The following is a 20,258-nucleotide window of genomic DNA, read 5'->3' as shown; positions in this document are numbered from 1 at the left end:
ATCAGGCGATGCCGTCGGCGACGTCGAGGATCTTGGTGATGCGGACGGCGTAGTCCTGGTCGACGACGACGACCTCGCCGTGCGCGATCAGGCGACCGTTGAGCAGTACGTCGGCGGGGGCACCGGCCGAGCGGTCGAGCTCGATGACGGCACCGGGCTCGAGGCCGAGGACGTCGCGGACCGACATGCGCGTGCGGCCGATCTCGACCGTCAGGGCCATCTCGACGTTGTTGATGCGACCGAGGTTGCCCGTCGACACCGCTCCCGTGGTCGGGGCGACCGGCGACGAGCCGCCGATCGTGCCGCCCTCGCGGAGGCGCAGGGCGAACCAGCCGGCGGGCTGGCCCGCGGCCGTCAGCTCGAAGACGACCGTCTCGGGGTCGGCCAGCAGGGCGTCGGCCGACTCGCGACGGCTCTCGCCGAGCACGCCCGTGCCGAGCACGCCGCTCGCGGCCTCGAGCGCGGGACGCAGGACGTCGGAGACCGAGACCATCGGGTTGTCCGTGCCCGCGGCGGCGGCGAGCTGGTCCATGTCGGCCAGCAGGACCGCGGTGTCGGCCGAGACGGACCCGACGAACGACGTGACGACGACGGACGAGCCCGCGGCGCGGAGCCCGTGGGCGGAGGCCGGGTCGACGGCCACGGCACGCAGCGGCGTGGGCGTCGGCAGCTGGGCGACCAGCGCCTCGGCCGCCGCGGTGTGCAGGGTGATGGTCGTGCCGGTCATGAGGTTCCTTCTTCGGTGCCGGTCAGGGAGGTGGAGACGACGATGCCGGCCAGACGCGAGCCCGCGGCCCCGACGGCGGCGCGACCGACGGGCTGGCCGTCGACGCTGATCTCGAGCGGGCGGTGCTGCGGGTGCGGCAGCGGCAGCAGATCGCCGACGGCCAGCCCGAGCACGACGCTCGGCAGCACCGCGGCGGGGGCGAAGGTCAGCGAGACGCCGACGGGCACGGAGGCCAGCTGGGCGCCGAGCAGATCACGCGCGTCGGCGGCGTCGATCGTCGGGTTGGACTCGCCGAGCTGCGACAGCAGGACGTCGGCCGGGATCGCGACGGTGCCCGGCGCCACGAGCTCCCCCACGCGGATCTCGAACGAGGCCACGATCATCAGGTCGGACTTCTGCGCGGCCTGGGCGAACTGCGAGTTGTACTGGAACCCGCCGACGCTGATCGGGTCGGCGAGCATCGTGCCGAACGAGTAGCGCAGGTCGTCGAGGGCGTCGTCCATCAGGCGGCGCACGAGGGCCTGCTCGATGGGCGTGAAGGTGCGCTCGGGCAGCGTGGTGGGCTTGACCGCGCCGAGCATGTGGCTGACCCAGGTGAGCGCGGCCGACGACGGGAACTGGATGACGGCCTTCGCCGAGACGCCCTCGAGCGTGCAGAGCACCATGGCGGTGGTCGGCGGCAGGGACGAGGCGTACTCGTCGTAGGTCAGCATCTGCACCTGGTCGCAGGTGACCTGCGAGAGCACCCGGACCTTGGCGGTGAGCTGCGTCCCCCACTGGCGCGCGAAGGTGTCGAAGGCCAGCTCGAGGACGCGCGAGTGCTCACGGGCGAGGGTCGTCGGACGCCGGAAATCGTAGACCTCGACGGCCTTCTGCGGGCGCGCCGACGAGCCGACCGTCGTGGTCGGTGCGGTGCTGCCCGTCGGGGCGTCGAGGAGTGTCACGGACGGAGCTATCGGCCCGCCCCACCTGAGCGTTAGCCCAGGATCGTCCGTACCCCCCGGACTGGGTTGCCGTCGCCGTGCTTCCCGACCGGGGTCGCCCGTCGGAGGTCAGTGACCCGAGGACTCCTCCTTCTTCTCGCTCTTCTTCTCGCTCTTCTTCTCGGTCGTGGTCTCGGTCGCGCTGCCCGCCTTCGACGTGCCGCCCGACTCGGCCGTGGTCGAGGTGTCGGCCGCCGGCTGGACGGTGGGGTTGCGACCGTCGGTCACCGCGCCTCCCGCGGCCGCCGCCGCCTGCTCGAGCTGTGGCAGCAGCGCGCTCACGGCGTCGGACTGGTTCGACAGGACGACGATGTCGACGCGCCGGTTCGAGGCGAGGTCGGCGTCGGTCGAGCCCGCGCTGAGCGGACGCGAGGAGCCGAATCCGACCGACTGGATGTGGTCGGCGCCCACACCGCCCCGCTCGACCAGGTCGCGCAACACCTGGGTGGCGCGCGCCGACGAGAGCTCCCAGTTGGTGGCGTAGGGGGCGGTCGAGCTGCGTTGGTCGGCGTGCCCCTCGACCGAGACGTCGTGACCCGCGGTCTTCAGGACCGGCCCGATCGCGTTCATCACGGCGACGGCGGTGCCGCTGAGGTCGGCGCTGTTCGTGCCGAAGAAGGTCTCGGACCCGATCAGGCGGACGGTGAGGCCGCGCGCGTCGACCGAGAACTGGACGTCGGCGCTGAGCCCCGAACCCTCGAGGTTCGCGGCGATGGCCGCCTTGATCGCGCTGAGGTCGTCGAGCTCGCCCTGAGCCGCGACCATGGCGGCAGCGGCCTGCTCGGCGGTCTGGGCCTCGCCCGAGGCGGCGGCTTTGCTCATGTCGGTCTCGTCGCCCGACGAGTAGCCCTTGCCCTCGGCTGTGACGTCGGAGGCGTTGACGACGGTGCCGGAGGCCGTGTCGACCTTGCCGACGTCGGTCTGACCGAAGCCGGTCGCGAGCGAGTTGCGCAAGGCGATGTACTTGTCCTGGTCGACGTTCGACATGGCGAACAGCACGATGAACATGCACATCAGCACGGTGATCATGTCCATGTACGAGGCCATCCAGCGCTCGTCGGGGTGCTCGTCCTCGGCGTGCCCCTTCTTCTTGCGTCCGCCACGTGCCCCGCTCATGCGGCCAGCCCCTGGTCGTCGCCGCCCTTCCCGGCACCGACCTTCGCCTTGCCGCCCTTGCCGCCCTTCCCGTCGCCGCCCTCGAGCGCGTGCGTCGGCACCATGGCCTTGAGGCGTTCGCCGAGGAGGCGCGGCTGGCTTCCCGCCTGGACGGCCAGCACCCCCTCCATCAGCAGCGTCATGCGCAGCTCGTCGAGGTCGGCGAGCTTCTTCAGGCGCGCGCCGAGCGGCAGCCAGAGGAAGTTGGCCGTCAGCAGGCCCCACAGGGTCGCGACGAAGGCCGCGGCGATCATGTGACCCAGCTCGTCGGGCTCGGCGAGGTTCTCGAGGACGTGGGTGAGGCTGACGACCGTGCCCACGATGCCGACCGTCGGGGCGTACCCGCCGAGGCTCATGAAGAACTTGCTGGCCGTGCGGTCGGCGGCGAGGCGGGACTCCATCTCGTCCTCGAGCAGGATGCGCAGCTCCTCACCGTCGGTGCCGTCGGCGATGTTCTGCAGCGCGCCTTTCATGAAGGGGTCGTCGAGCTTCTCGGCCTCCTGCTCGAGCGAGAGCAGGCCTTCGCTGCGGGCCTTCTCGGCGAGCGAGACGACGCCGTCGATGACCGACTGCGGGGGGACGACCTTGCCGGTGAAGGCGCGCGAGATCTTCTTGAAGCTGAGGATCGCGTCCTTGATCGTCGTCCCGGCGATGCCGACGCCGATCGTGGCGCCGAAGACCAGGATGATCGGCGCGGGTAGCAGCAGACCGGCGATGCTGACGCCCTCGAGCTGGATCATGCCGAAGAGGGCACCCAGCGCGAGGACGATGCCGATGATCGTCGCGGGATCCACGGTCAGCGTCCCTGCGTGGCGTCGGTCGGCGCGTGCGTCGCCGGCGCGTGGACGGCGGGAGCCTGCACGGCGGGCCGGAACTCGGTGACGCGACCCGCGCCTCCGGACCCGGACGAGCCACGGACGATGCCGAGCTGCGGGCCGGTCGAGGTGCGGTTGCCGAGGGCCTGGCTGGCCGGCGCGGTGGCGGACGGTTCGTCGTAGGCGAGCGAGACGATGCGAGCCCGGTAGCGGGCGATCATCTCGATGACCTCGGCCATCGGCTCGGTCACGACGTACTTCGCGCCGTCGACCATGATCAGGACCGTGTCGGGCGTCTCGTGGATGCGCTCGATGAGGTCAGGGTTGACAGCGAATCTGCTGTCGTTGAGTCGCGTGACGACGATCATCGGCCCGTCCTAGGTCTGTGTCTCCTGCCTCCATCCGTGGGGGCAGGTGTCGCTGCTCGTCCTGAGCGGCTACGGATGACTATCGGCCGGGGGTGGCGCGGCGTTAGGTACGGGTTCGGGACGGCCGCGGCCGATCAGGGCCGCGTGTTCGATCTCAGCCGACCTCGGCGGAGGCGTCGATGCGGTCGATAACCTGGAAGAGGTCGCGGACCACAGCCGTCTCGAAGAGATCGTCCGGGCCCGTCGGGGCGTAGGCGGTGAACGGCGGCTCGTACAGGAGAGCCTTGCTGACCCGGCCGTGGTCGGTGAGACGGTCGACGATCATGTTCACGAACGCGAGCTGGTTCCCGGTGAATCGCGTCCCGGCCACGAATGCGCTGAGGGCGTCGCTGACCGCTGTGCGATCCATCCCGACGACCGATCGGATGAAGTGCCCGAGACCTTGTGCCTCGTCGACCGCGATGGCCAGGTGTTGCGGGTCGACCTCGCCGCTCTCGAGCAGCAGGGTCTCGAGGCTCGCCACATCCTGCTCCGTCAGCGGGGACCCCTTCCGCAACTTGGCCAGCACGAGGTGGTTCTCGTGCGCCCGGAGGAACGCCAGGGTCTTCTCGCGGAAGCGCACGCGGTCGATCACGGTCCCGGCACCGAGCACGATCTCGATGTCGTCGAGCACGTCGACCTCGTCGTCGAGGTCGGTGTAGACCACTCGCTGCTCCGCACGCGGCGCCAACTGGACGAGACCACGCAGTGCACGACGCATCTTCTCGAGCTGAGGCACCGTGACGCCGTCCCACCACTCGGCCGAGACGACCTGGTCGAGCAGGTCGCCCTGAGCCCCCACCGCGGGGATGTTCCGTTGCCCCGCCAGAGCTCTCGCGATCGACGTGATGCGGGCACGAGCACCGGCGAAACCGGGCGCGCCCTCGAGCACGCCGAGCTGGGCTCTCAGTGCCAGCAGGTCGAAACGCTTGGCGTCTTCGTCGGTGTCGGAAGCGTCCGCGGTCGAGGGAAGGTCGGCCACGTCGACGACGGCGGCGACAGCGTCATCATCGAGCGTGGACCATGCACGCCCCTGGGCGAAGCGCTCGACCACTCGGCGGTGCGGCCGCACGAGGACGTTGGCATCGGTCATGCCTGCCACCCGTCCGTGCAGCAGGGCCGCGAGATCGGAACGGAGCTGGACCTCGTCGCCGCCCCGGACCTCTTGATGGTCGAGGCCCTGCAGGAGGCGAAGGCGCGCGAGGAACAGTCGGGAACGCAGCGATCGAGTCGTGCTGGTCGGGGCCTCCGGGACGTCGGCGTTGAAGTAGGCGATGTTGCCGCCGACGTCGAAGATGACGAAGTCCTTCTTGTCGCCGGCGCGGTCGGACGTGCCGTCCTCGCGCCGACCGCTCGGCCCGTAGAGCTCGGGACGGAGGCGCGTCCCTCGGCCCACCATCTGCCAGTACTTGGTCTTGGACCCGACGGGCTTGAAGAAGACCAGGTTGACGACGTCGGGCACGTCGATGCCGGTGTCGAGCATGTCGACCGAGATCGCGATCTGCGGCATCCGGTCGGGGTTCGAGAACTCGTCGATGAAGTGACCGGCGTTCGGCGTCTGGTAGGTCACCACCTGAGCCAGGAGGCCGTTGAAGTGCGGGTAGCTCGCGTTGAAGCGCTCCTCGATGAAACGGGCGTGCGCCTGGTTGCGCGCGAAGACGATCGTCTTGCCGATCGTGTCTCCGCCGGCCACGGTGCGCCCTTCGGCCATCAACACCCTGAGCACCCCGTCGACGGTGTCACGGTTGAAGAGCCAGTCGTTCACGGCCGAGGCGTCGACGGCCTCGGGGACCTCGTCGCCCCAGTCCTCTTCCTCCCATCGCTCCTTCTCGTCGTCGCTGAGGTCGTCGTACCGGATGCCCTGACGAGTGAAGCGGGTCGCCACGACGCGGCCCACCGGCGGCACGAGGTGTTCGTCGGCGATCGCCCGCTCGAGGTCGTACGAGTCGGTGGGCACGCCGGACTCGAGACCGAAGAGCTCGTAGGTGTCGTGGTCGACGTCGTCCTTCGGGGTGGCCGTCAGGCCGACCACGAGCGAGTCGAACCAGTCGAAGAGGAACCGGTACTTCTGGTAGATCGAGCGGTGTGCCTCGTCGACGACGATCAGGTCGAAGTGGTTGGGCCCGAATCGACGCACGCCGTCGGCGTCCCGCTGCTCGAGCAGACCCATCATCGTCTGATAGGTCGAGACGTAGACCCGCCCGGTCGTGTCCTTGGTCTCGACGAGGTTCACGACCGTCTCGTCCGGCAGGAACTCGACGAATTGCCGGGCGGCCTGCCGTGCAAGGGCGACGCGGTCGGCGAGGAACAGCACCCTCTTGACTCGGTTCGCCCGCATCAGGGAGTCGGCGAGTGCGACCACCGTGCGGGTCTTGCCCGTGCCGGTGGCCATCACGAGGAGCGCACGTCGCTGATGGGCGTCGAAGGCCTCGGTCACGCGCGTGATCGCCCGGTGCTGGTAGAGACGCTCGACGATGGTGGAGTCGATGACAGGAGGAGTCAGGGGCGCCTGACTGTGGCGACGCTGCACGAGCCATTGCAGTTCGTCCCTGGTCGCGAAACCCTGGACTCGACGCTGCGGGTAGGCGAGATCGTCCCACAGCCAGGTGTCGAAGCCGTTCGTCACGTAGATGACCGGCCGCTGGCCGAACTCGCGCTCGAGCGCGTCCGCGTAGAGACGCCCCTGCTGCTGCCCCACGAGCGCGTCCGAGCTGGCCCGCTTGGCCTCGACGACCGCGAGCGGCTTGCCGTCCGAGCCCCAGAGCACGTAGTCCGCGCGTCCGGTGGCGGTGTCGCCGCCGTCTCGGTCCGGGAGCCCGGTGACGGGGTACTCGCGGTCACGGGCCTGGTCGAGCGCCCACCCCGACTCACGGAGCAGCGGATCGATCAGGTCGGCGCGAGTCTGCGCCTCTTGGAAGTCGTGCGGCACGGGGTGGGCGACGTTGGCGGGCTTGGCGGCAGCGACCTGAGCCCTGAGCTGCTCCAGCTCGGTGGCGAGCGTCGCGTTCGCCTGCTCTGCCCGGGCGAGCTCTGCGTCGGCGACGCGCAGCCGCTCGGCGAGTTGCTCGGTCTCGGCCCGAGACCTCTGCGCCCCGCCCGGCCGAGGTCGCGGGATGAGCGACGCGTCGAATCGCAGACCGGCAGCCGGACGGTCTGCCGTGGTGAGGGCGAAGGTCGAGGCGAACCACACGAAGACGTGGAAGAGCTCGCGCACCGTCGCCTCGCTCTCGCGGACGGTCACCGGGGCGTCACGGTGGACGGCGGCATTGCCCCGCTGTCGGATGACGTGCATCTTGTCGAGGACCGTGGGTCCGGCGAGATGCATGAAGGACGCGTCGTGCAGCCTCGCGTTGAGGTCGTCCCGGTAGGCCTGTTGGAGCGAGGCGTCGACTCGGAACGCCCACTCGACAGCAGCCTCGAGAGCCCGACGGGAGTAGAACAGCGAGGTTCGCGGGTCGCCGACGACGTAGTGCTCGGCGCGGCGAGCTTGCTCGGCGAGCTCCGGCCAGCCTTGCCTGATGAAGTCGAAGTTGCTCATGACCGCCGGTGGCCCCCCTGGTGCGTGTTGTCGTCAGCCTAGCGCCGGCCTCACGCCCCGAGCAGGACGCCCGAGTGAGGGCGTCGAGGCTTGTCGAGTGGTGCCGATAGTGGCACCATGGTGATGTGGGTTCCGTCGAGTCAGTGATCGCCAGCATGCGCAGGAACCCTGCGAACGTCCGATTCGCAGATCTCGAGAAGGTCTGCGACGACCGGTTCGGTGAACCGCGTCGTCGGGGCGGGAGCCACTCGGTCTACCGGATGCCATGGCAGGGAGATCCACGCGTGAACATCCAGAACGACCACGGCAAGGCGAAGGCCTACCAGGTCAAGCAGGTCCTGGCAGCGATCGACAAGTTGGAGGAACGATGAACCCCGTGCTCAGCACCCCCGATGTGCGGCACTACAGCTACGCCGTCACCTGGTCGGCCGATGACCAGGAGTACGCGGCCACCGTGGCGGAGTTCCCGTCGCTCTCGTGGCTCGACGCCGACCAGGACGCCGCGCTCGTCGGGCTTCGGTCGCTCGTCGCCGAGGTCGTCGACGACCTCCTTGCCAATGGCGAACCCGTTCCGGCCTCGTTCGGCGAACGACGCTTCAGCGGAGAGTTCCGCCTGCGGACCACGCCTGACATGCACCGCTCCCTGACCATCGCCGCCACGCGCCAGGGCGTGAGCCTGAACCGCTACGTCAACTCGTTGCTGAGCCGCGGGTAGGAGGCACGAGTCGCCTCGGTCCTGCCGCCCGCGTCTCAGAGCTGGCCGGTGAAGGCGCGGTGCTGAAGCGAGGCGAAGAGCTCGTCGAGGTGGGCGAGGTGCGCGATAGCTTGATTGCGAACGCGCCCATGGGCCTCAAACACCTCACTGAAGGCCTGCTGGTCAGCCATGGGCGGCACTGGAATCCGCAAAGCCGAGAACTGTGTCTTGTTCAGAATGGGCATGGTCGTACTGGCGGCTGAATCGCGGATGCGACCTCGAAGCTCGTTGACTGCGAACAATCCGTAAGCGGGCTCGATACTCGGGCCCCATTCCACAGAATTGATCTGCTGGTTGTACATCGAGATCTCTGTCGCGAGCGCCAATTTTCCGACCGTGGCGCCGATGCAGCAGACCAGCAAACTGCCGGCGGGGACAGCCACCTTGGCGAGAGCGGCGATGTCATGAACGTAGCGAGCTACGGGCTTGTCACTCGCGAGGTCCCCTGGGGTGACGAATGGAACGCCCAGTGACTTGGAATTGATGCTCCCAGCCGCAGGAGTCCTGCCTGTTCGGACGATGCCGACATCGTTCAGGCGTGCGGTCGCATGTGATGCACCGTGGAAGAGTTCTGCGAAAGCGGCGGGGAGTGCTTCGTCGAGAAGGGCGAGGGTGCGGCGCCGCTTGGCTCGGAGCTCGTCGGCCTGGTCGAGGATGGCGGCGATGCGCCGCTGCTCGACGATCGGCGGAACGCACATGCGGAGTCGATAAACGTCGTCCCTGTTCAGGCCTGGGACCGCCGCGGATTTGTTCATTCCAGAAAGCCCCATATTGCGCAGGCACCAATAGAGCCAGCGCAGGTCACAGGCAGTCGATGCTTCGTCGATGAAATAAGCCGTATCGATCGGCCAGCTTGGGGCATCGCTGAACGTCACAGATCCGATCGATCCCTTCCGCCCTACCACGATCGCGCGCCCCTGCGTCAATGGCGTGTCGTGATGGCCTACCAGGCCGCCACTCCCGAACACAGGGACCGAGCCCTGAACCCGCGCGCCCGCCCGCAGGGCTTTGCCATAATTGAGACGAAACACGTTCGCTGCGTTGTGTAATGCCAACCCAGTGGTCATACGACGTCAGCCCTCAGGCCGGCAAGTCCAGCGATGATCTCGCGCTCGAGGGCGTCGAGGTCGGCGAGGATCTCTTCCGGGGACCGGTGCACCGCCTCCTCGTGCTCGACCTCGCGGTAGCGGTTGATGCTGAGGTCGTAGCCCTCGGCCACGATCTCGGCGCGGGGCACAAAGAACGACTGCGCCGTACGGGGGCGCTCGCGCTCAGGCGAGTCCGCGTTACCGATCGTCTTCCACCGAGCGAGCGCGTCGGGCAGGTCGTTGGCCTCGATCGGGGTGCGCTTGTCGTCGAGCGTGAAGCCGTCGGCGCGGACGTCGTAGAACCAGACGTGATCGGTTCCCCCCGAGCTGGTCTTCGTGAAGAAGAGGATCGCCGTCGACACCCCTGTATAGGGCTTGAACGTGCCGCTCGGCAGCTTGACCACGGCGTCGAGCTTGTGGTCGTCGACGAGCATCTTGCGGACGTCCTTGTGTGCCTTCGACGAACCGAACAGCACACCGTCGGGCACGATGACGGCGGCTCGTCCGCCGTTCTTGAGCAGACGCAGCATCAGCGCCAGGAAGAGCAGCTCGGTCTTCTTCGTCTTGACCATCGACAGCAGGTCGGTGGCGGTGGACTCGTAGTCGAGACTGCCGGCGAAGGGCGGGTTGGCCAACACGACCGAATAGCGCCTTTCGGCGTCGGCGTGCCCCTGGGCGAGGCTGTCGCGACGCTCGATCACCGGGTTCTCGACCCCGTGCAGCAGCATGTTCATGCTGCCGATGCGCGACATCGACGCGTCGGAGTCGAAGCCGGTGAAGGCGTCGTGGTTGAAGTGCGCCATCGCGGTCGGGTCGTTGTAGATCTCGGGGTGGTGCTGGTCGAGGTACTCCGCCGCCGCGACGAGGAAGCCCGCCGTACCCGCAGCCGGATCGATGATCGTGTCCTGCGGGGTGGGCGCGATCATGTCGACCATCAGCTGGATGATGTGCCGCGACGTGCGGAACTGCCCGTTCTGACCCGAGGTCGCGAGCTTGCTCAGCATGTACTCGTAGATGTCGCCCTTGGTGTCGCGCGCCTCCATCGGGATGTGGTCGAGCAGGTCGACCACCTTCGACAGCAGGGCCGGCGTGGGGATGCCGAACCGCGCATCCGCCATGTTCGCCGCGAACGACGAGCCCTCGTCACCGAGCCTCCGGATGAACGGGAAGACGTTCTGCTCGACGACGGCGTACATCTCGGCCGCGGTGAAGTTCTTGAACCGTGACCAGCGCAGGTCGTCATAGGGACGCGGCCGACGAGCCGTGTCGTCGACGCCCTCGGGGAAGACCCGCGTCCGCATCGGCTGACCGGTGGCGTTCGACCGGTTCTCTTCGCGGGTGTGCACCTCGTCGAGCCGTCGGATGAAGAGCAGATAGGTCATCTGCTCGATGGCGTTGAGCGGGTTCGCGATGCCGCCCGACCAGAAGGCGCTCCAGACCTGGTCGACCTGCGACTTGATTGAGCTTTCCACCCTGACGACATCCCTCCGTGCGCTCCGGCGCTCGGAAATTCTTTCAGATCAGATGGAGCGCCCCGACCCATACCCGTCGCGCCGAGATGTCACGACTTGCCGCCGCCGTCGATGCGAACACGGCACGTCGTGACATCTCGGCACCCTGAGGGCGGGGCCAGCCCCGGGCGCGGCGCGTCACGTGCGCGCAACAGGGGGCTGGCAGGATGTGCCGGTGACCCACGAACCCCTCGACGAGTCGCGCCCCGGCACCACCCCCGCCGCCCGCGCCGACGACGTCACCACCGCCTCCTCGCCCGCCCCCGAGTCGTCGCCGGCCGGCCTGCCGGACGCCGCGACCCCCGACGCCGCCGCCCCCGCCCGCCACGGCATCGACGACCCCGCCCTGACCGGCTCGATCGAGACCGTCGACGCGAACAAACACACCCTCGCCGAGAACGTCATGGGCGTCGTGACCGGGGTCTTCCTCGCCTCGTTCGGGCTGTTCCTGCTGAAGGCCAGCGGCGCCGTCTCGGGCGGCACGGCCGGTCTCGCCCTGCTGACCAGCTACGCCACGGGCTGGACCTTCGGCGTCCTGTTCGTCCTGGTCAACGTGCCGTTCTTCGCGCTCGCGGTGTGGAAGAAGGGCTGGCCGTTCACCCTGCGGACGATCCTGACGGTGGTCATGCTGTCCGCCTTCTCGTACCTGCACCCCCTGATGTTCGACGTCGAGGGCGTCGACCCGATCTACGGCACCCTCGCCGGCAACCTGCTCGTCGGCGTCGGTCTGCTCATCCTGTTCCGTCACGGGGCGAGCCTCGGCGGCATCAACATCCTCGCCCTGGTGCTGCAGGAACGCGCCGGACTGCGGGCCGGCTACGTGCAGATGGGCTTCGACGTGCTCATCGTGCTGACCTCGCTGACCGTCGTCTCGCCCTGGATCGTGCTGCTCTCGGCCCTCGGCGCCGTCGTGCTGAACCTCGTCCTCGCGATGAACCACAAGGCCGGCCGGTACGTCGGCCACACGTGATCACAGCTTTCTGCCGGACTTTCGCGCGCAACCGTTCTGTTTGAGGCATTCTCGACTCAAAGCGGTCACTCTCGTCTCGTCCGTCCCCGGACGTCACACCCACTAGGAGCCTCCATGTCCAGCAACACCGCCATGCCCCAGTCCGCCGGCACCGCCGCGGGCTACAACGTCCTCGCGATCGTCGGCTTCATCCTGGCCTTCGTCTTCCCTCTCGCCGGACTCATCGTCAGCATCATCGCGCTGTCGCAGATCAAGAAGACGGGCGAACGTGGACACGGCCTCGCGCTCGCCGGCGTCATCCTCAGCATCGCCTTCATGGTCATCTACATCATCTTGGCCATCGTGACCGTCACCGCCGGGATGGCACAGGTCCAGACCTACTAGGTCGATCGACCCCGGCGCACGAGCCGGACGGCGCAGGAGGCGCGGTGTCTGCAGAGCAGGCACCGCGCCTCCTCGTCGTCCCGGCCGCGCGCCGGCACGCACCGGGTTCAGCCTCACGAGGGATCACGACGGTCGGTGGCCTCGATTAGCGTGACGGGATGCGGTGGTGTCTCGGCGAGGTGGGTGGCACACGCGCTGTGCCGTCCTCTCCGGGGCTACCCCGGGGCACGCAGATCGACCACGGCACCGCCCCGCAGGCCGGTGACCGCGCTTCGCGCGGTGAGCGGCCCGCACCGATGCACGAGTCGCCGAGGCACCGCCGCTTTCACTCGCCCGTGCCCGCCACCGCCGCCCGGACGACCACCGGGCGGGTGGCCGCATGAGCGACCGCTCACGCGCGTCGGCCGCCCTGGCTCGCGACCCCGACCCGGGTCCCGACGTCGTCGCGACGGCCCTCGCCGACGCCCTGCTCGGGGCCGAGTGGACGGTCCGTGGGCTCGTCGCCGCGGCCACCGACGCGATCGACGGGCCGTCCCGGTTCTGGCGCCCCCTGGCCCGAGGCCTCGTCCGCGCCCTGCCGCGAGCGCCGCACGACGACCCCCGCACCCTCGTCGCTCTCGTCCGCGACCACCCGGTGTTCGCCGAGGCGGTGGCCGAGGCGAGCGCGCGCGGCCGGCCGCTGCGCGTCGCCCACCACGTGCCCGTGACGCAGGAGGCGCGCTCGGCCGACCCGCGCCTCCTGCGTCTGGGCACCGTGGCCGACGTCTCGCGCCTGCTGGGCCTCACCGTGGGCGAGCTCGACTGGTTCGCCGACCCCGGTCGATGGCACCGCCGCGTCGAAGGCGGCCCGCTGCAGCACCACCGGTACGAGTGGCGGACGCGACCCGGACGCACCCCGCGGCTGCTCGAGGTGCCCGGATTCCGGCTGCGCGACCTGCAGCGCGTCGTGCTCGACGAGGTGCTCGCGGCGGTGCCGCTGCACGACGCCGCACACGGGTTCGTCCCCGGGCGCAGCGCGATCAGCGGCGCCCGTCGACACGTCGCTCGCGAGGTCGTGATCGCCCTCGACCTGACCTCGTTCTTCGCCCGGGTCACCGCCGGGCGTGTGTTCGGCGCCCTGCGCCGCGAGGGGCTGCCGGACGCCGTCGCCCACGTGCTCACCGGGCTCTGCACGACCTCCGTGCCGCCGGGCGTGCTCTCGCGCATGCCCCCCGGAGGCAGTCCGGAACGACGGTTCGCCCTCCGTCAGGCGCTCGCCGTCGCCCACCTCGCCCAGGGCGCGCCGACCTCGCCCGCCCTCGCGAACGTCGCCGTCCGCCGGCTCGACTCGCGGCTCGACGGGTACGCCCGGGCCGCGGGGGCGACCTACACGCGGTACGCCGACGACCTCGCGTTCAGCGGCGACGGAGCGCTCGCCGCACGGGCCGACGCGTTCGTGCGGGGCGTCGGACGCATCGTGGGCGACGAGGGCCACGACCTCAACCCGGCCAAGACGCGGGTGCGCGGGGCGGCCACACGGCAGGTCGTCACGGGCGTCGTCGTCAACCAGGGCACGAACACGGTGCGCTCCGAGTACGACCGGCTGCGGGCCGTGCTGCACAACGCCGCCGACACCGGGCTCGAGGCGCAGAACCGGGCCGGGCATCCCGACTTCGCGGCCCAGCTGTGGGGCCGCATCGGCTGGGTCGAGCAGCTGAACCCCGAGCGCGGGGCCCGGCTGCGCGCGGCGTTCGCCCGCGTCCCCCGGTGACCGGCGCCGCACCTCCTGAAGACGAACGCGCCGCGTTTCGTGCAGCGCAGCCCGACGAGATCGGGTGCGGTGCACGACACGCGGTGCGGAGGGTGCGCCGGGGCGGCGGACCCCGGGAGACGACTAGCGCTTGAGGTTGGTGAGCTCCTGCAGCACCTCGTCCGAGGTCGTGATGATGCGGGCGTTGGCCTGGAAGCCGCGCTGGGCGACGATCAGGTTGGTGAACTCCTGCGACAGGTCCACGTTCGACATCTCGAGCGAGCCGCTGGCCAGCGAGCCGATGCCGGGCGAGCCGGGGGCACCGACCGTCGCGGCGCCCGAGTTGGCGGTCGCACGGTAGCCCGAGTTGCCCTCCTTCTCGAGACCGCCGGGGTTCGCGAACGTGGCGAGCGCGACGCGGCCGAGCGCGACGGTCGAACCGTTGCTGAACTGGCCCATCAACGTGCCGTCCTTCGACAGCGAGAAGCCCTGCAGCGTGCCGGCCGCGCGTCCGTTCTGGTCGGTGATCGACGTGGTGTTCAGCGCGGCGAAACCGGTGACGCCCGAGAGGTCCACGGTGACGCCGTTCAGGGCGAGCGACGCCGCACCGGTCTGTTTGCCGTCCGTGAAGGCCAGGGAGGCGGTGGCCCCGCCGTTGCCGTCGGTCGCCCGCGCGTCCCAACCGGTTCCGGTCCGGGTGAAGGTCAGCGTCAGGGTGCGCTCGAGGCCGTTCGCGTCGAACACCTTCGTGTCGCGCACGATCTGCGCGCCGATCGCGGACTCGCTCGGCAGGTTGCCCCCGACGGTGGCGCTCGAGGTCGCCGAGGCCGGGGCCGCCGCGTTCAGGGGCAGCGTGATGTCGCCGAGCGCGCCTCCGTCGTTGATCACGCCGTTCGTGGCCGAGTAGCCCTGGACGATCTTGCCGTCGGCCGAGACGAGGCGGCCGTCGGCGTCGAAGTCGAAGGCGCCGGCTCGCGTGTACATCGTGTCGTTTCCGAGGCGCGTGACGAAGAAACCGTCGCCCGAGATCATCAGATCGGTCGCCTTGCCGGTCGCCTGCGCCGAACCCTGCGAGAAGTTCGTCGAGATGCCGGCGACCTGCACACCGAGGCCGATCTGGGCGGGGTTCGTGCCGCCGATGCCGGTCTGCGGGCCGCCCGCGCCCTGCGTGATCTGCGACAGCGTGTCCTGGAACTGGGTGGTCGACGACTTGAAGCCGGCGGTGTTGACGTTGGCGATGTTGTTGCCGGTGACGTCGAGCATCGTCTGGTGCGAACGGAGGCCCGAGATGCCGGAGTAGAGGGAGCGGAGCATGGGTGCTGCCTTTCAGCTGGGGAGAGATCTGGAGGCGCGTCCTGCGCGGGTGGTGCCGGTCGCGTCCTGCTCCCGGTGCGGTTCGAGTGGTGGTGCGGGTGGTGCGGGTCGTGCCGGTGGCGTCACGCCTTCGTCGTGGCGATGCCCGAGATGAGATCCAACGCGACCTCCTTTCCGCCGACCGAGACCTTGGGGACGGCCTCGGCGAACGACACGCTCGTGGCGGTGCCCTTCACCTCGACGCCGTCGGCGCCCGTGTAGCTGACCTCGCGACCGACCAGGTTCGAGGCGGCGATGCGCATCTGCAACGAGAAGTTCTCGTTGGCGGTCGTCGTCTGGGCGGTGACCTGCTCCATCATCGCCAGCTGCGTGGTCTGCGACATCATGGCGTTGGTGTCCATCGGGGTCGACGGGTCCTGGTTCTTCAGCTGCGTGACGAGCAGCTTCATGAACATCTCGCTGTCCATGGTGTTCGACGTCGTGCGACTCGAACCGCTCTTGGCGGCGTTGGCGGCGGCGATCTGGGTCGCGACGTCGACGGTTCCGGATATCTGGTCGATCGAGGGCATGGGGTCTCCGGTTCAGGCCAGGACGTCGATCGACGTCGAGAGGGACGAGGAGGCGCGGGCACGGTCGACCGCGCCCGTCGCGTCGAGGGGGTCGGTTCCGTCGCGCGGCGCGCGTCCGGTGCGGGCGTCGGCACTGCGTGCCTCGGCGGCGTCGCGCGTCTGCCGGCCCGGCCCGCCGTCCGCGCCGCTCTGCGCCCCGAGCTGGCCGGAGCGGTCACCCCGGGGGTCGGACGGTTGGTTCTGGGACGAGAGGTCGACGCTGGTCTGCTGACCCGCGCCTCCCGGGTTCGCGGACGACGCGGCGGTCGCGAGGTCGCGACGGAGGTCGCCGAGGATCGCCCGCACGGCGTCCCGACCGGCGTCCGACGCGGCGAACATCTCGACGTGCGTGCCGTGCGCCGAGACGTGGGCGCGGACCGTGACCGGGCCCAGGGCCTCCGGCGCGACGTCGACCGTGACCACGTGCACGCCGGGGCCCGCCGCGGCGAGCGTGAAGAGAGGGCGGGCGAGCTGCTGGGTCAGCGGGGCGGGCTGCGGGGCGGCCGGGGTCGGGGTCGCGGACGAGGAGGCGCCCGTCGCCGAGACGGGGAACGACGCGCCGACCGCGGGGACGGCGAGCACGATCGGGTCGGTGGGCGCGGTCACGGGGGCGGATGCCGCCGTCGGTGCTGCCGCCGTGGGGGCTGTCGTCGTGAGAGCTGTCGCCGTCGTGGACGGGGTGGCCGCAGGTCCTGCCGGCGTGGACGCGGAGCCGGCCGTGCCGATGGCGGCCGGCGAGACGCCGCGGCCGTGCGACGCCGAGCCCTCCGGGTGGGCAGGACGCGGGATCGGTGATCCGGCAGGTGCCGGATCGGCATCGGCGGGAGTCGCGGCGAGGTGAGCGGGCGATCCGGCGGGTGCCGGAGCGACCGGCCCGGCTGCCGCCGTCTCGACCGACCTGCCGGGCGCGCTCGTCGCGGTGGTCGACGGGGAGGCGGTCGGGGCGGTCGGGGCCGTGGCGACGGTGGAGCCAGGCGCGACGGCCGCCCCCGGGGCGGACGCGGCCGGCGTGGGGGTCGCAGCACCCGACGCGGGCATCGCCGAGTCGGTCACGGACTCGACGGGGACGTCGAGCGTCGAGCCGGCCCGGGTCGCGTCGAGGGTGGAGGCCGGTCCGGCGGACGTCGACGAGACGCTTGATCCGGTCCGTACCGGATCAGCGAAAGGAGCAGGACGCGCCGACGAGGCGGCGGGGGCCGACGGGGCCCCGTGGGCCGGCGGAGCGACGAGGGCAAGCGGAGCGGCGAGGGCCGAGCCGGTGGTCGCCGCGGACATCGGGCCGACGACCAGGAGACTGGCCGTCGCGAGCCCGCTCGCCGCGTCGTCGGACGTCGTGCCGCCGACGGCTGCGGGTCCACCGTCGGTCGACGAGGTCGGTTCGGCGGTGAGCGCGTCGGCTCCGGTGGTCGGGGCCGACCGCGCGCCCACGAGAGGCCAGTGCCAGGCCGACGCGGCGGAGGCGGGATCGAACGGGGACGGCCCGGCGAGGGCTTCGCCCGAGGAAGGGGTCGAGGGCTCGGTGAGGTCCGGGGCGGCCTGGACGGCACGGTCCGCGACGCGGGCCTCGCGCCGCTCGGGGGCGTGGACGGCGGCGCGTTCGTCCTGCATGGCCGCGCCGAAGCCGGTGGCCGTGCGGTCGGCGTCGCGTGCGGCACCGGCTCCCCCGGCACCCGGACCGCGCGCTCCCGCGAGGCCACGCAGCGACGAGGACTCCGAGAGGGCGGGAGGCGCGAACGGCAACGCGCGGGACAGGGTCACGAGGCCACCCCCGCGCTCATCAGCTTCTGCAGGGCCGCCGTCATCAGGTCGGTCCCCGACGACGCGGCCGACGCCCCCGCCGTGGCCGACACGGCCGACGGGGCCGCCGCGCCCTCGGCCGGGACGATGCGTCGGATCGTGCTGAGGTCGGAGTCCTTGTACCAGTTGTCGACGATCTGCACGTCCTTGCCCGGGCGGGGTGCGTGCAGCACCTTGCCGTCACCCAGGTAGATCACGATGTGGCCCTCGCCCTTCGGCACGAGCAGGTCACCGGGCTTCGCGTCGGCGAGCGACGACACCTCGGCGCCCATCTTCGCCTGGTCGGGCACGACGCGCGGCATGCTGACGCCGAGGTCCTTGAAGACCGTCTGCACGAGGCCGGAGCAGTCCATGCCCGTCCGGTCCTCTCCGCCGAAGACGTACGGCACGCCGAGGTACTTCTTGGCGGACTCGACCACGTCCGAACCGTCGGCTCCGCTGCCGCTCGCGACCGAGCCGTTCACGGCGTCCACGGAGGCGCTCGTCGCCGTCGAGCCCGTCCCGGACGTACCGGCGAGGGCGTCGGCGAACGCCGTGGCCGACGTGCTCGACCCGGCGGCGGCCGTCGCGGACGTCGTCGCACCGGTCGCACCGGCACGCAGCTGGGCGATCGTCGCCTGGATGTCCTGGATCCGGGACAGGACCTCGGTCACGGGACTCACGCCGCGCCTCCTGGGTTCTCGGGGTCGGTGCCGGACGGCGAGCCGTCGGGCCGGGGGCGCGAGGCGATCTCGTCGAGGGCGATCTGCTCGTCGCGCAGGTCGGCCGCCGCTTCGGCGACCGCGTGCTTGTGCTCGAGCTTCTCGAGTCCGATCGCCGCACGACGGGCCTCGTTGAACGCGGCCTGCGCGGCGTCGGCGTCCGCCTGACGGCGCTGCGTGACGGCATCGAGTTCGGCGAGCATGCCGCGCGACGAGGCCCGCGAGGCGGCGAGGGCACTGAGCATCGCCGCGTCGGTGACCTCGGTGGGTTCGTCGGCGAGGGTGCGCTTGGCGCGGACCCGCTCGTCGGCGGCCTCGCGCAGACGGTCGTTGGCCTCGGCGAGGACGGCACCGGCCTGGTCCTGCTGGGCATGACGCAGCCGCAGCAGGCCGAGCAGCGAGAACGGACGCGCCATCAGAGCCTCCCGAACCGCGAGGTGAGCGACGCGAGGGCGTTCCACGAGTCGGCCGAGGCCGCCCGGTCGTCCATGCCCTGCTGCAGGAACGCGTCGATCGCGCCCTGGTGGTCGACCGCCGCGTCGACCAGCGGGTTCGTGCCGCGCTGGTACGCGCCGACGTCGAGCAGGTCCTGCGCGGCCCGGCGCGCGGCCATCACCTTGCGGAGCGTCGTCGCCGCCGCACGCTGCGGCGGGCTGGTCACCTTCGACGCGACGCGAGACACCGAGCCGAGGGCGTCCACCGACGGGAAGTGCCCGGTCACGGCGAGCGCGCGGTCGAGCACGACGTGCCCGTCGAGGATGCTGCGGGCGGCGTCGGCGATCGGCTCGTTGTGGTCGTCGCCGTCGACCAGCACCGTGTAGAGCCCCGTGACCGAGCCGACGCGGTCGGTCCCGGCACGCTCGAGCAGACCGGCCAGCACCGAGAACGTCGACGGCGGGTAGCCCCGGGTCGCGGGCGGTTCGCCGACCGAGAGACCGATCTCGCGCTGGGCCATCGCCACGCGCGTGAGCGAGTCCATCATCAGCACGACGTCGGCGCCCTGGTCGCGGAAGGACTCGGCGATGCGGGTCGCGACGAACGCGGCACGGAGGCGCATCAGGGCGGGCTCGTCGCTGGTCGAGACGACGACGATCGAGCGGGCGAGACCCTCGGGACCGAGGTCGTCCTCGAGGAACTCCCGCACCTCGCGCCCGCGCTCCCCGACCAGGGCGATGACGCTGACCTGGGCGTCCGAGCCGCGGGCGATCATGGACAGCAGGGACGACTTGCCGACGCCCGAGCCGGCGAACAGGCCGACGCGCTGGCCCTTACCGACCGTGGTCAGGGTGTCGAGCACGCGCACGCCGAGCTGCAGGGGCGTGTCGATGCGCGCCCGGTGCATGGCGGACGGGGTCTCGTGGTCGAGCGGGACGAGGTCGACGCGACCGCCGTCCGAACCGACCAGGGGGCCCTTGCCGTCGATCGGTCGACCGAGGCCGTCGAGCACGCGCCCGAACAGGCCCGTCCCGGTCGGAACCAGCAGCGGGCGGCCGGTCGAGCGCACGGGCGTGCCGGTCGTGATGCCGGTCAGGCGGCCGAGCGGCATGCACCGCACGCCGTCGGGCGTGGTCGCGACGACCTCGGCGAGGTTCGAGCCGGCCTCGACGCCGGACGTCGCGGTCGGGTCGCCGACGGTGACGATCTCGCCGACGGCCGCGTCGAGACCCCGCACCGTGAGGCCGAGCCCCACGGCCGAGCTGACCCGGCCCACCCGCTGCGGGCGGGCCGCGGCGCGCGCGGCGGCGAGACGGGACGCGACGGCGGCCGGCACGCGATC

Annotated in this window: 19 protein-coding genes; 5 read left to right on the top strand and 14 right to left on the bottom strand. The window is 70.8% G+C overall.

Annotation, left to right across the window (positions count from 1 at the left end; translation table 11 throughout):
• Position 1 precedes the first annotated feature (1 nt).
• The 6 genes from fliN to EDF50_RS10755 all read right to left on the bottom strand — a co-directional run bounded on the left by fliN (position 2) and on the right by EDF50_RS10755 (position 7,625).
• Positions 2-727: a flagellar motor switch protein FliN gene (gene fliN / locus EDF50_RS10785; RefSeq protein ID WP_123519561.1), complete on the bottom strand. Its 726-nt coding sequence runs from the start codon at positions 725-727 to the stop codon at positions 2-4.
• Positions 724-1,671: a flagellar motor switch protein FliM gene (locus tag EDF50_RS10780; RefSeq protein ID WP_123519560.1), complete on the bottom strand. Its 948-nt coding sequence runs from the start codon at positions 1,669-1,671 to the stop codon at positions 724-726. Before EDF50_RS10780 ends, fliN begins: the two co-directional genes overlap by 4 nt.
• 108 nt (positions 1,672-1,779) lie before the next feature.
• Positions 1,780-2,826 (bottom strand): flagellar motor protein MotB, encoded by a 1,047-nt coding sequence (locus tag EDF50_RS10770; RefSeq protein WP_199738732.1) that lies wholly within the window; start codon positions 2,824-2,826, stop codon positions 1,780-1,782.
• Positions 2,823-3,659, bottom strand: a complete 837-nt coding sequence (locus EDF50_RS10765) for a motility protein A (RefSeq protein ID WP_123519559.1) — start codon at positions 3,657-3,659, stop codon at positions 2,823-2,825. Before EDF50_RS10765 ends, EDF50_RS10770 begins: the two co-directional genes overlap by 4 nt.
• A gap of 2 nt (positions 3,660-3,661) precedes the next feature.
• Complete coding sequence (locus EDF50_RS10760) at positions 3,662-4,048, bottom strand: flagellar FlbD family protein (protein ID WP_123519558.1); 387 nt, start codon at positions 4,046-4,048, stop codon at positions 3,662-3,664.
• Between the two features lie 154 nt (positions 4,049-4,202).
• On the bottom strand, positions 4,203-7,625 hold the full coding sequence (locus tag EDF50_RS10755; protein ID WP_123519557.1) for a DEAD/DEAH box helicase family protein: 3,423 nt from the start codon (positions 7,623-7,625) through the stop codon (positions 4,203-4,205).
• A 143-nt stretch (positions 7,626-7,768) separates the two neighbouring features.
• Here EDF50_RS10755 and EDF50_RS10750 point away from each other — a divergent pair, with 143 nt between their 5' ends.
• Together EDF50_RS10750 and EDF50_RS10745 are read left to right on the top strand one after the other, a co-directional pair.
• On the top strand, positions 7,769-7,996 hold the full coding sequence (locus EDF50_RS10750) for a toxin HicA (protein WP_233570555.1): 228 nt from the start codon (positions 7,769-7,771) through the stop codon (positions 7,994-7,996).
• The gene (locus EDF50_RS10745; protein WP_123519555.1) at positions 7,993-8,340 is read left to right on the top strand and encodes a type II toxin-antitoxin system HicB family antitoxin; all 348 of its coding nucleotides are present in this window, start codon (positions 7,993-7,995) and stop codon (positions 8,338-8,340) included. The genes EDF50_RS10750 and EDF50_RS10745 overlap by 4 nt, the downstream gene beginning before the upstream one ends.
• 35 nt (positions 8,341-8,375) lie before the next feature.
• On the opposite strand, the gene EDF50_RS10740 is transcribed toward EDF50_RS10745, so the two are convergent.
• On the bottom strand, positions 8,376-9,446 hold the full coding sequence (locus EDF50_RS10740; protein WP_123519554.1) for a restriction endonuclease subunit S: 1,071 nt from the start codon (positions 9,444-9,446) through the stop codon (positions 8,376-8,378).
• The gene (locus EDF50_RS10735) at positions 9,443-10,939 is read right to left on the bottom strand and encodes a class I SAM-dependent DNA methyltransferase (protein ID WP_233570553.1); all 1,497 of its coding nucleotides are present in this window, start codon (positions 10,937-10,939) and stop codon (positions 9,443-9,445) included. The genes EDF50_RS10740 and EDF50_RS10735 overlap by 4 nt, the downstream gene beginning before the upstream one ends.
• 370 nt (positions 10,940-11,309) lie before the next feature.
• Here EDF50_RS10735 and EDF50_RS10730 point away from each other — a divergent pair, with 370 nt between their 5' ends.
• The 3 genes from EDF50_RS10730 to EDF50_RS10720 all read left to right on the top strand — a co-directional run bounded on the left by EDF50_RS10730 (position 11,310) and on the right by EDF50_RS10720 (position 14,082).
• Positions 11,310-11,948: a YitT family protein gene (locus tag EDF50_RS10730; protein WP_233570589.1), complete on the top strand. Its 639-nt coding sequence runs from the start codon at positions 11,310-11,312 to the stop codon at positions 11,946-11,948.
• 114 nt (positions 11,949-12,062) lie between these two features.
• On the top strand, positions 12,063-12,332 hold the full coding sequence (locus EDF50_RS10725) for a DUF4190 domain-containing protein (protein WP_123519553.1): 270 nt from the start codon (positions 12,063-12,065) through the stop codon (positions 12,330-12,332).
• 379 nt (positions 12,333-12,711) lie between these two features.
• Positions 12,712-14,082, top strand: a complete 1,371-nt coding sequence (locus tag EDF50_RS10720) for a reverse transcriptase family protein (RefSeq protein ID WP_199738731.1) — start codon at positions 12,712-12,714, stop codon at positions 14,080-14,082.
• A gap of 123 nt (positions 14,083-14,205) precedes the next feature.
• On the opposite strand, the gene EDF50_RS10715 is transcribed toward EDF50_RS10720, so the two are convergent.
• The 6 genes from EDF50_RS10715 to EDF50_RS10690 form a co-directional block, all read right to left on the bottom strand.
• Entirely contained in the window at positions 14,206-15,375 is a 1,170-nt protein-coding gene (locus EDF50_RS10715) for a flagellar hook protein FlgE (protein WP_123519552.1), read from the bottom strand.
• A gap of 122 nt (positions 15,376-15,497) precedes the next feature.
• Positions 15,498-15,944: a flagellar hook assembly protein FlgD gene (locus EDF50_RS10710; RefSeq protein ID WP_123519551.1), complete on the bottom strand. Its 447-nt coding sequence runs from the start codon at positions 15,942-15,944 to the stop codon at positions 15,498-15,500.
• Positions 15,945-15,956: 12 nt separating this feature from the next.
• Positions 15,957-17,741, bottom strand: coding sequence for a flagellar hook-length control protein FliK (locus EDF50_RS10705; protein ID WP_123519550.1), 1,785 nt, complete (start codon positions 17,739-17,741; stop codon positions 15,957-15,959).
• The gene (locus tag EDF50_RS10700) at positions 17,738-18,442 is read right to left on the bottom strand and encodes a C40 family peptidase (protein ID WP_233570551.1); all 705 of its coding nucleotides are present in this window, start codon (positions 18,440-18,442) and stop codon (positions 17,738-17,740) included. The genes EDF50_RS10705 and EDF50_RS10700 overlap by 4 nt, the downstream gene beginning before the upstream one ends.
• The gene (locus tag EDF50_RS10695; protein ID WP_199738730.1) at positions 18,439-18,897 is read right to left on the bottom strand and encodes a hypothetical protein; all 459 of its coding nucleotides are present in this window, start codon (positions 18,895-18,897) and stop codon (positions 18,439-18,441) included. The genes EDF50_RS10700 and EDF50_RS10695 overlap by 4 nt, the downstream gene beginning before the upstream one ends.
• Positions 18,897-20,252 carry a FliI/YscN family ATPase gene (locus EDF50_RS10690; RefSeq protein WP_123519696.1) on the bottom strand — a complete coding sequence of 452 codons (1,356 nt, stop codon included), beginning with the start codon at positions 20,250-20,252 and terminating at the stop codon, positions 18,897-18,899. Before EDF50_RS10690 ends, EDF50_RS10695 begins: the two co-directional genes overlap by 1 nt.
• Positions 20,253-20,258 lie beyond the last annotated feature (6 nt).

Source organism: Frigoribacterium sp. PhB24 (assembly GCF_003755185.1).
Taxonomy (GTDB): domain Bacteria; phylum Actinomycetota; class Actinomycetes; order Actinomycetales; family Microbacteriaceae; genus Frigoribacterium.
The sequence above is the reverse complement of the archived record's forward strand: the minus strand, read 5'-3'. Positions and strand labels throughout refer to the sequence as shown.